General features: G+C 67.8%; 3 protein-coding genes. All 3 read left to right on the forward strand.

The annotated features are described in order from the left end of the window. Positions 1-143: 143 nt before the first annotated feature. Genes ACFRMN_RS22610 through ACFRMN_RS22620 form a run of 3 tightly spaced genes read left to right on the forward strand, consistent with a single transcriptional unit; the run spans position 144 to position 11,534 of the window. On the forward strand, positions 144-4,346 hold the full coding sequence (locus tag ACFRMN_RS22610) for a protein kinase (RefSeq protein WP_383022283.1): 4,203 nt from the start codon (positions 144-146) through the stop codon (positions 4,344-4,346). Beyond that, a complete protein-coding gene (locus ACFRMN_RS22615) occupies positions 4,346-6,043 on the forward strand; it encodes a hypothetical protein (protein ID WP_383022285.1) in 1,698 nt (565 codons plus the stop codon). Before ACFRMN_RS22610 ends, ACFRMN_RS22615 begins: the two co-directional genes overlap by 1 nt. A gap of 4 nt (positions 6,044-6,047) precedes the next feature. Beyond that, positions 6,048-11,534: a hypothetical protein gene (locus tag ACFRMN_RS22620; protein WP_383022286.1), complete on the forward strand. Its 5,487-nt coding sequence runs from the start codon at positions 6,048-6,050 to the stop codon at positions 11,532-11,534. The last annotated feature ends 559 nt before the right edge of the window (positions 11,535-12,093 follow it).

A 12,093-nucleotide genomic window follows, 5' to 3' on the forward strand; every position in this document is an offset into this window, starting at 1 on the left:
CCTGGCCGACAATCACCCTATCGAGGTGGGAGCGCCTGAATTTGCCGATGGCCTGGGGCTAAAGTGGCTCGCGCACACGGTGGTGCGGTGCACATCACACCCGCACCCGTTTGACGAGCAGGGACGGGGGCCGGGGGCGGCTCATGGCAAGGATCATCAGGGTCGGCGAGCCCGTCAACGACGCCGAGACAATGGTGCTAAGGCATCTGCGGGACAAGGCTCCGGCCGACTGGACTGTGATCCACAACTTCGAGATCGTCCGGCATCGGCAGACCTTCGAGATCGATCTCGCGATCCTCACCGACCGTGCCTGCTACATCGCCGACACCAAGGGCACGCACGGCCGCATCGGGGTGCACGGGCCGCGGTGGTTCCCTCAGGGGCGCCAGCCGTATCCGAGCCCGGTGCGCAAGGTGCGCGAGCACGCCAAGACGGTGGCGAGCCTGCTCCGCCAGTCGCGCGCCTCGTCGCAGATGGGCTCGGTGTGGTGCGAGGAGCTGGTGATCCTCCCTTACGACGACTCGCAGTTGGTCGACGCGGACGGCAAGGACGAGAAGAGCACGGTCCTGCTGAAGGATCTGGTGCCCTTCCTCCAGGGGCATCAGCCGTCCAACGGCCGGCCCGTACTTCCCATCACCCCCCTGCACGAGGACATCGCGCGGGCCCTGGGCGCGGTGTACCGGCCCCCGTCCGGGCCTCGGCGGTTCGGCATCTACGAGGCCAAGGAGACGCTCGCCGAGACGGGCGGCGAGGCGGCGGACGACGCGGACCGGGTGTCGGTGTACCGGGCGGTGCGGTCCGACCAGCCGAACGCGGGGACGTATCTGGTCCAGGTGCACACCGTGGACCCGCTGCTGCCGGAGGAGGAGCACACCAGGGCGCGGGAGAAGATCGGCAATCCGCTGCAGGCGCTCAACAAGCTGCCGCCCAGCCGCAATATCGTGCCGTGCGTCGACGTCGTCCAGCTGGAGGACGAGAGCGGATACGCGGTGGTCCTGAAGGACGTACACGCGGAGGCGCTGCGTGTACGGATGGGCGCGGGCGGGGCCGCCGTCGGCCGGGCCGTGCTCGGCGCGGACGCCAAACGCCGGGTGGTGTCCGGGGTGCTGTCGGGGCTCGCGACGGCGCACAGCTACCGGGTGGTGCACCGCAATCTCACCCCGGACACGGTGCTGGTGGACCGCAACGGCACCGCCATGATCAGCGGCTTCGACTACGCCCACACCGGGCAGCGCCGGGTGGGCACGGTGGTGATGGACGCGTACGAGCGCCATGACGCCGCCTACCTGGCGCCGGAATGTCTGCAGGGGCCACAAGGGTTCGGGACGGCGTCGGACGTCTATGCCGCCGGAGTCCTCTTCCACGAGCTCTATACCGGTGAACTGCCAACGGTGACCGGCGGAAACCGGCTCGTCGACAGTCTCGGTGAAGCGGACGGGGTCGACCCCGGGATCCGGGACCTGATCCGGCGCCTGCTCGCCGCCGACCCGGCACGGCGGCCCGACGCGCGGACGGCCGTCGCCGAGCTGGAGCAGTTGCTGCGGGCGGGCTCGGGCGCGGGCGGGGACGGGAGTGGTCGGGGTGCGGGGCCTCAGGTGCCTCCCGGGGAGCCCGACGAGCCCTTCGACTGGAACAGTCCGACCAGCTTCAACGATCTGCCGGAGGGCTTCCGGCTCACCGAGAAATTCCACGTCCGCAAGTTGCTCGGCCGTGGCAGCTTCGGTGTGGTCTACCAGGTGTTCAACACCCTGGACGACGCCGACGAGGTCCTGAAGATCATCACCAAGGACCGGGAGTCGGTCGAGACCCGTCTGAAACTCGAGTACCGCATCCTGCGCCAGCTGCCACCGCATCCGAACCTGGTCCGGGTCATCGACGCCGACTGGTTGCCCAAGGGCGGATTTCCCTATTTGCGCCTGGAGTTCGCCGAAGGGCACGACCTCCAGGCCGTGCCCGGCCGGGAGCGCCGGCTCGGCGCCGCCGATGTGAAACGGCTGCTGGAGGACTGCCTCAGCGGGCTCGGACACCTCCACGAGCACGGCGTCTACCACTGCGACATCAAGCCCAGCAATCTGTTGTGGACGCCCGAGGGCACCAGACTGCTGGACTTCAACGCCGCGGTCTCGGTGGACTCCACCCTCACACCCACCCTCGGATCACCGCGCTACTACGCCCCGGACGCCGTCCACCGGCAGCGCCCCACCCGCGCGGAACTTGCCGACCTCGATCTGTACGCCCTGGGAATCTCGGCCTACATGGCGCTGACCGGGGACTACCCCTGGCCCGGCAAACGGCAGCCGCCCCGCGACGAGCGCGGCCTCGACCCCCGGAAGATCGCCGGGCTCGGTGATCTGAGCCGGGCCTTCGCCGATGTGCTGCTGCAGTCGATCGCACCGCGCCGGGCCGACCGCTTCGCGGACGCAGAGGCGTTCCTGACTGCAGTACGGGCCATGGGCGAGGTGCGGATCACACCGACCGATCCGAACGGCGGCCTCGCGTACTCCCTGCCGGTTGTGTCGCACGCGCCACCGGCCGCCAACACCAACTCCTTCGTCGGCCACCTCCAGACGCTGTACAGCCAGAGCACCCGCACCAACGCGGGAACGCGCGGGCTCGATCCCTCGGAGTTCCCGCTCTATGTGGCCACGGCGCTCGACACCCGGCTGCGCGCCGCCGTCCTTGCCGGGGAACACCGGCTGGTCGTCATCACTGGCAACGCGGGCGACGGCAAGACGGCGTTCCTCGAACAGCTCGCCGTTGAGGCGGTCAAACGAGGAGCGACTCCCGGGGAGAAACGGGTCAACGGCGATGACTTCGTTTTCCAGGGTCGGGCCTTCCGTACAAACCACGACGGCAGCCAGGATGAGGGCGAGCAGGACAACGACGCCGTGCTCGACGCCTTCCTCGCCCCCTACAAGGGCGCGGACCCGGACGCCTGGCCGGACGGAGAGACCCGCCTGATCGCCATCAACGAAGGGCGCCTGGTCGACTTCGTCACCGAGCACGATGAGACCTATCCGCTGCTGGCCGGGACCATCCGCACAGGCCTGGGATCCGGAGCGGCCGCCCACGGCGTCGCAGTGGTCAATCTCAACGCTCGTGACGTTGTCGCCGATCCTGGGGGCGCCGGAGAGTCGATCCTGCACCACATGATCGGCGTGATGACCGACACCAAGCGCTGGGCCGCCTGTGCCTCCTGCGACCTCGCGCCGCGCTGCTACGCCCGGCACAACGCGCAGACCTTTGCACACCCGGCAGCGGGGCCGCAGGTCACCGAGCGGCTGGCGTCGCTGTACCGCATGACCCATCTGCGCGGGCGGTTGCACATCACCCTGCGCGACCTGCGGTCCGCTCTCGCCTACACGCTCACCTCGGGCCGGGACTGTGCGCAGATCCACGAGCTCTACGAGCAGCCCGACAGCATCCAGGAACGTCTGGACGGTTTCTACTTCACCAGCTGGGCGGGCCTACATACGGACGGCGGCAGTGAACCGGACCGGCTGCTCGGTCAGTTGCGCGAGCTGGACATCGCCACGGTCCCGGACCCGCAACTGGACCGCAAACTGGACTATGTGGGGCCGGAAGGCGGCCACAGTCTGGTCGCCGTCGACCAGCGTGGCAATCACGATGCCGAGCTGCTGCGAGACCGCTTCGCCGCGCTGCCGCGCACCCCGTCGGCCGATGTGCGGGTGGCCGCCGCTCATCGGGCCTATCTCGCGGCCGCCCGGCGGCGCTTCTACTTCGAAAGCCTCGACGACGGTCGCTGGAAGAGCATGCTCAGCTATCACGCGGGCGGCCGGTTCCTGGACCTGCTCACCGGTGGCAAGCCAGGCCCTGCCGAGCTGGAGCGGATCATCGAGGCCGTCAACCGGGGCGAGGGGCTGCCCGGCGCGGCCCTGGAGGGACGGCCTGCGCTCGCGCTCCAGGTCAGAGCGGTCCCCGGTGGGAGCGTCCGCAGCTACCGGCTGTTCCCCGCCGACCGGTTCACGCTGGCCATCGGTGTCCCGACGGCCTCGCGGTATGTGGAGACCAGCTCCCGTGAGCTGATCGTGCGCTACGAGGACCCCGACGGGGTGCGGCAGCACGGTGCCGAGCTCGTCGTCAGGCTCGACCTGTACGAGCTGCTGATCAGGCTCCACACCGGTTACCAGCCGGGTGTCGAGGACCGGCAGGGACAGAATCTGGCGCTCACGGTGTTCAAGAACGCGCTGTCGGCCACCCCGTACCAGGAGGTGCTGCTGACCGCGCCGGGCAGTGTGCCGCACCGGATCAGCCGCCTGGCGGACGGGGCGCTGCGGCTCGCGCCGATCGAGTCCGCGCACGGCACGGGGACGGGGAGAGACTGATGGCACTGCGGAAGCGGGACAGCGAATTCCGCCATCTGGGCGTTTCATACCTGGAGTTCAAGCGGGTCGAAATGGACCGGGTGCTCACCGGGTTCCTGATGCGTGTGAACCACAACGGCCAACCAGGCAAGCTCACCGGGCGGTTCGCCCTCACGAGCGACAAGTTCGTCCAGGAGTTCCTGGACGAGAAGTACGCCGACCGGTTCCAGGGCTTCGGCGAATCCCCGGAGATGGCCCGCCGCTGGATCGAGACACAGCTTTTGGACATGGTCAACCGGGGCAAACCCAGCCAGGCGGTCGCGGGGCTGCGTCCGCTGCACGGCCTGACGTACAAATTCCGTAACTACTACCATTCCCGGGCCTACGGGGCCGACGCGCAGCTGTACGAGATGCTGAGGCACGCCCGTGGTGGCCGGGGCAGCCTCGCCCTGGACGGGATCCGGGGCTTCTTCTTCAACGGTCTGGACCCCGCGCTCGGTACGGCGCTGCCCGGGGGCAGCCTCGACGTCGAGACCCAGGCCGTACTGCACCTCAACAGCCAGGTGAAGCCGGACACTCCGCAGACGGTGAAGGGCTGGTACTCCGCCCCACCGCTGTGCGTGGGACAGTCCGACCTGCTCGCCGACGACGTGCTGCGGCTGCTGTCGCTCAGTGACCTCCTACCCCGCATCGTGATAGTCGAGTATCTGAAGATCCTCTTCGCCTTCCATCTGGCCCTGGGGCAGCTGAAGACGATGAAGTTGCTGCCGTCTCTCGTGGAGCGATCCGGCGCCGAGCCCGGCTGCGGGCCGGAGAACTGCCCCGCCGGTCCTGACCAGGGCCATGACGCGTTCGGGACCTGCCCGTTCCAGGTCGGACTGTTTGCGGACGCGGCCGGGGTGCCCGGCTCACCGGCCGCCGCCCTCGCCGAGCGGAGCGCCGAGGTGTGGCTGCGGCGCATCCCCGGCTTTGTCCGCGCGGGGTACGTGGTGCGCAAACTCGGCGAGTTCGCCGAGCACATGGCCGGTCGCGGCGAGATCGCCAAGCCGTCGGGCGGCTACTTCCCGGTCGCCGAGGTTCTGCGGTACGGGGGCAAGGACTACAAGGAACGGCGTGAGCAGTTCTTCGCCGCCCGGATGGATGCGCTCCTCGACGAGACACCCGTCGACGAGCAGCCCGAGGAGGTACGGCCGCTGCTCGACGCCGCGATGGGGCTCGACTTCTTCGAGCAGTACATCGAATTGCTGATGGCCTACCGGGGTAAGTACCACAACGACTACATCATCGACACCATCGACTCGCTGCTGCTCAAGAACCGCCAGGGCGCGGTCATCGCCCAGCCCTACCGGGGCCGCCGCCGCTTCGTCCTGGACAGCGCTCTGCTAGAAGTACTTGTGCAGATCGCACTATTGAGGCCCAACCCGCGTGGTACCAGGTCCCGTTTCATGTACCACACGGCGTCCCTTCGGTTGGATGAGTTCATGGACATCCTGCGGACCCGCTACGGCCTCTATGTGAACCAGCTGCCGGTGGCCGACGGCTTCGCGTCCACGGGCTTCGAGGAGCAGACGGCGCTGCGGTCCAACGCCGAGGCCTTCACCAACCGGATGCGGGAGATCGGCTTCTACAACGACCTGTCCGACGCCTACCTCACCCAGGTGATCACACCCAGATTCGTGATCTCGCAGGACGGCACAGTGACGGCGGGCGGAAGGTAACGGCATGGCACGCGGACTGAACGAGATCAGCGAGGCCCAGTGGCGCGACGCCCTGGAGCACGCGCTGCTACCGAGGCTCGCCGCCGTACTGCGCGGCCGGGAGGCCGGACACTGCATGCGGCTCGGCGACCTCGGCGCCGAGCTCGCCGCACGGCTGGTTCGGGGACTGCGTACGACCGTTCCCGACTCCCAGGTATTCGTCCTCGGCAACGCGGAGTCGCGCCTTCCCGCGGACGTCGCGGTGACCAGCACCAAACTGGTCGAGCTCCGCAACCCCGACGAGGAAGGCGAACTGCGGCCGCCGCTGCTGGTCTTCGTGCCACCCGGGATGCGTGCCAGCGCGGAGGACTCCTTCGGCGTCGCCACCTTCGAGCAGCTGTCCCTGAGCGACGTCCATACGCAGCTGAAGGCATCCCTCCTGCGCGAGGTACCCGACGCGCTGCGCCCGGCCGTCACCGAACTCCTGGAACGACTCCGTGCCGAGGACTGGCCCGCGGCGAACGGCCAGGCGGCCGTCCGCTACCTGCTGACACTGCGGGAGAACGACTTCGACCTCCAAGCGGCGGGAGCAGCGGTCTTCCTGCTCGGACTGATCCCCGACTTCGAGCTGTTCAACGACATGACGCTGGTCGCCCGCAAGGCAGACCGTAACCGCCGCAGCGTGGCGCGGCTCACGGAATCAGCGGCCACCAACCGCCAGCGGATCCTTGCTCTCGGCTTGCCTCAGAACTCCCGGGCCCACCAAGCGTTCGTGCGCCGCCTGGTCGAGTTTGCCGCGGACGTGGGCCTGGACGAGCCGTCGCGCTGGTGCAGGGCCATCGCCGTCGACGAGGAGAACTGGCCGCTCGCCTTCCACTTGTGGCCGCAGGAGAACGCGCCCGGCGACGAAACGGTGGGCATCGAGGTCCAGGATCTCTCGGTGCTGCCCAAGGCCGGCCAGAACCAGGACGATTTGCGCAACCACCCTGCCCTCGAACGGCTCTTCGGGGCGCAGTATCTGCTGCCCGGCGGGCTCAGTTCGCTGCCCGTGGCCTTCACTGTTGAACCGGACGCCCGTCACATCCCCGGGCTCGCCCGGTTCGCCGTACAGATCTATGCCGAGTCCGAGACCGACGGTGACAACGGGACCACTACCGCCAGCCCCACCGGCTTCACCGCGACCGTGTCCGTGACCAGGACCGCCAAGACGCTCTACAAATCGAGTGTGAAACTGAAGAAGGGGCGCAAGGCCGACTGGGAGGAGGGCTGGCACTTTGTCAGGATCACCCCGCTGGACACCAACGGCGACCCCATGCCGGTCGTGGGCGCGGAGGGAACGCAACGGCCGCATGAGAGCGACCGCTTCTACGTCGTCCCCGAGGGCGAGTTCGACGACCCTCCGGTCCGGCGGGCGCAGCATGCGCCCGGCCTGGCTCAGGCGCTGAACAAGCTGCGCTTCACCGCCCGGGCCGAGGGCCGCGACCCCTCAAGGGTCATCTGCCGTGACATCGGCTGGGGTGCCAAGACAGCGAAGACGTGGCCTCTGAAAGCGGCGTTCGGCGCGGCCGGGTCCATCACCATCGACCTGCCCATCCCGCTGGCCGAGGCCGAAGAGCGCATGCTGGCCAGGCCGTACGCTCTCGAAGGGCCCCGCCTAACGGTCGACGCCACCGGAGTCGCCCTGCTGGGTGACGACGAGACGCCCGCTGTCACGGCCGAGCCCGACAGCGATTTCGACAACTACCTCCAGGCCCGGGCGGTCCTGTTTGCCGCCGTGCGGGACGACACCGAGGACACCCCGCCCCTGGTGGTGGAAGCGACCGACCCTCGGACCGTGCGCAAGGAGACCGAGGCGTACGCCGAGGCATACCTCAGGGCGGTGAACCGGTGCGTCCGCGCCCTGGAGAATGCGCACTCGGGCGGTGCCGACCGCGACCGTGCCGAACTGGCCCTGCTGCTGCGCACCGACACGCTCCAGGTGGACCTGACCGATGTACGGGGTGGCCGACGCCGGGTCGTCCTCGTCGCCCCGACTCATCCGCTACGGATGCTCTGGTGGAGCGGGCAGGCCGCCCTGGCCGACCATTGGCTCGACCGGCTCGCTGATGAGGACAAGGCCACTGTCCTGGAGCGTCTGCACAGCCTCAGCACGTCTCTGGTCCCGCTGGGCTTCCCTCTGGTCGTGCCCCTGGCCACCGGCGAACTGACCTTCGCGGGCGGGCAGCTCACCGACTACTGGCAGGTGTGCCTGGCGAGCGAGACCGCCGACCCGCGGGGGACGGTGTCCCTGCTTGCCGCGTCGGTCGGCGCCGCTGACGACGCGGCCGCCTCCGGCATGGTGACCGGCGGTGACCTCGCGGACCGGATCGAACGCTACGTTCGGCTTCATCCATACGTCGACAGCCTCGTCATCAACGCCCTGGGAGCCGGCCGCGGGGACCTGCTCGCCGCGATGCTCACCGAGCTGCAGAGCCGTAAACACCTGGCCCACCTGCGTTTCACCATCAGGCTGTTCTCGGACAGCCCGACCGAACCCTGGGTTGGCGAAGCACTGACCGACCTGTTCTCGCCCGGGTCAGGACCCCGGTCCGTAGCCGCCGAGGCGTTTGCCACGCCCGGCGACCCGCTCCGGCCTAAACTCGCCGTCGTCGTACGTCACGCGGCCGACCTGCGCCGACGTGCCGGGGAGTTCCCGGCTCACCTCAGCATCCTGTTCGATCCGTTCGGAGGCGAGCAGTACGACATCGCGTCGGGCGTCACCACCACGGGCCGCGTCGCCGCCCATGGCCTCGTCCAGGAACTGTCCAGCGTCTACACCGAGGAAGAGGAGTATGTGGCGTGGAGCCGCCAGCCGCGTCACGGCGCGACCGACCCGCTGGAGGGGGCCGAGGAGACCGGAGATCTGCTGGCGGCACTGCCTCAGGCGCTCTCGGCCGCCGTCGTCGCCGCCACGTCCGGCGAGCCGCGCCCCGGGTATCTGCCGCAGATCACCCTGCGGCTGTCGCCCGACGACCGGGCACTGCTGCACGACGTACACCACGCTAGTGACTGGGTCGTCACCGTGGACCGGACCCTCGGCGTCGAATATTTCGACCACGGCCGTGCCGACCGGCCCGAATACGTCATCGACTACTCGGCCACGTCCCAGACCGGTATGGGACACCACATCGTGGTCTCCTCCCGCTCGGTAGACGAGCTGCGCGCCCTGATCGGCCCCGCCCTGGCGGACCGGAACCTGGACATCGAGGAGCGCCATGTGGCGACCTTCTTCGACCAGCTGCGAGAACTGTCCGGCAGCTTCGCCTTCAAGCTTGCCGCCCTTGGTGAGAGCAGCCACAGCGAAGTCCTAGGCCTGGCCCTGGCGCGTCTGTATCTCGGATACCAGGGCGCTCTGGGGAACCAGATTCTGATCCCGCTCGACGCGCACACCGACCTGTACGGCGAGGACCGGCGTCGCGCCACGGCCGGTGACGCGATGGTCCGGCTGCACCGGACCGACCTGGCGCTATTCGACCTCGACGCGGCGCGCAGGACCGTGGTGTGCAGGCTGATCGAGGTGAAATGCTTCACCGGGGCGGGTGGCCTCGGGGCGTACGAGACGAAGAAGAAGCAGATCGCCCAGCAGATCGAAGGCAGCCAGCGGGTCCTGACCGCGCAGTTCGACCCCGTCGTCGAGCGCACCGACCGTCCGTTGCAGAACCTCACGCTGCGCTCCCTGCTGGGTTACTACCTCGCCCGTGCGAACCGGTACGGACTCTTCGACGACAAGGGGTACGCCGAAGCGCACTGGCTGCTGGACCACCTTGATCACGGCTACTCGCTGGAGTTTGCTAGAACAGGGCTGATCTTCGATCTGGGGCAGGCTGGTACAGACGTCGAGGCGGACGGCGGTGTCACCTTCCACCGAGTCGGGAAGGATGGGGTGAAGCGGCTGCTGGAGGCCATTGAGACCGAATACCTCGGCGGTCGGGTGCACAGCTCGCCGAAGCAGCTCTCGATCGCTGATCTCGGTATCGAGCGCGGTCAGGCCACACGGAATCTCTGTCCGCAGGAGCGGAACCGAGAGGTGCCCGACGAGCCCGCCCCCCTGCAGGCTGTGGTCGACAACACGCCAGAGCCCCAAGTGCCGGCTCCACCGGACGCCCTGCCTGTAGTCGTTGACAAGATTCCCCAGCAGGCCCCGAAGGAGCTCTCCCGGCCCGAGACGGCGGCGGACGCGCCACCGGAGTTTGCGTTGGCACATCCACCGCAGAACGAACACGCGTGGGCTGAACCGGGTGCCGCTGAGCAGACGGTAGATGCCGGGGACAACCCCGTGGGTGCGGATGTGTTCCTCGGCGCGTCTCACCAGACGCAGCAGTACGGCCTGCTCGGTATGACCGCGGGACGAAAGGTGGCTCTGGACCTCAACGAGACCCACACCATCAGCTTGTTCGGTGTCCAGGGAGGAGGTAAGAGCTACACCCTTGGCTCGATCCTGGAGATGGCCAGCCTTCCCGCGCCGGGCGTCAACCAACTCTCCCATCCGCTTGCCAGCATCGTCTTCCACTACAGCGACACCCAGGACTACGCGCCGGAGTTCACCAGCATGACCAGGGCCAACAGCAAGGCGGAACAGGTTGCCGCACTCCGCGCCCGCTACGGCGCGGAGCCTGCCGCGCTGTCTGACGTTCTGCTGCTGGCCCCGGCCGACAAAGTAGAGGAACGGAAGGCTGAGTATCCGGACCTGGAGGTGCGGCCTCTCGCGTTCGGATCTTCGGAGCTTCAGGCAGCGCACTGGCGGTTCCTGATGGGAGCCATTGGTAACCAGGCCATCTACATCCGCCAGCTCGGGCGGATCATGAAGGCTCACCGCAACGGCCTCACTCTGGAGACCATCCGGCAAGGTGTGGACGATTCATCGCTTTCCGACTCGCTGAAGCAGCTGGCCTTCCAGCGACTGGATCTGGCTGCCGACTACATCGACGACAGTGTCCGTCTCAAGGACCTGGTCCAGCCAGGGCGGCTGATCGTTGTAGACCTGCGTGACGAGTACATCGACAAGGATGAGGCGCTCGGCCTGTTCGTCGTCCTGATGCAGCTCTTCGCCGATGCCAGGCAGGATGGCGAGCCCTTCAACAAGCTGGTCGTCTTTGACGAAGCCCATAAATACATTCACAGTCCGGATCTCGTTGACGGCCTTGTGGCGAGCGTCCGGGAAATGCGTCACAAGGGGATGTCCATCCTGGTGGCCAGCCAGGACCCCCCCTCCGTGCCTATCTCTCTGATCGAGTTGTCCAACCACATGGTGCTCCACAAATTCACGTCTCCGGCGTGGCTCAAGCACTTGCAGAAGGCAAATGCGGCGCTCTCCGGCCTCACGCCGGAGAAGATGGCCGCGCTGAAGCCAGGTGAAGCATTCGTCTGGTCCAGTAAAGCAACGGACGATGCTTTCACTCGTGGCGCGGTGAGGATCCAGTGTCGTCCTCGGGTCACCCAACATGGAGGCGCGACGAAAACGGCGGTTACATAGATTTGCAGGCTCTTTCGCGCGCCCGGCGGACCTCGACGCGCTCCGGCGCCGGGCAGGCCTAGACGATTAGTTCCGAAGTTAGGGTTCACGAATGTGGGGAGGTCACCTTCGTCGCTGAGTTCGCTTGAAGGCGGACAGCTCGCCGCTAGCTGAGAATCCTCGTATGGGTGAATCGGCCGGCCGGAGAGGTTCACTTTGCCCGCGTTGGTGACTCTGGATACCAAGCCAGGGCGAAGGACGCTTCGGCGTCACCTCGGCGGCGTTAGGAGGGTGCGGTGGTTGAGGAACCCTGGGCGATCGGCAGTGCGGCCCTGACTCGCAGGTACGTGATGGCCCTGCCGCCCACGGTGAGCCTGCAGACGGAAAATAGGATCCTTTCGCTTGGGAGAAGCACCGGCTACGGTCTGGCGAAGCGGGGCGAGTATCCGTGCAAGGTGCTGAAGCTGGGTAACGCCTACCGGGTAGTGACCGCCGACCTTCAGCGTCTGTTGGCGCTCGATGAGGCGGCAGAAGAGCCCGCGCCCGCGACGCCGCAGGTTCAGGGGAGTACCCCCACCCG

This window comes from Streptomyces sp. NPDC056835 (assembly GCF_042789485.1).
GTDB lineage: Bacteria > Actinomycetota > Actinomycetes > Streptomycetales > Streptomycetaceae > Streptomyces.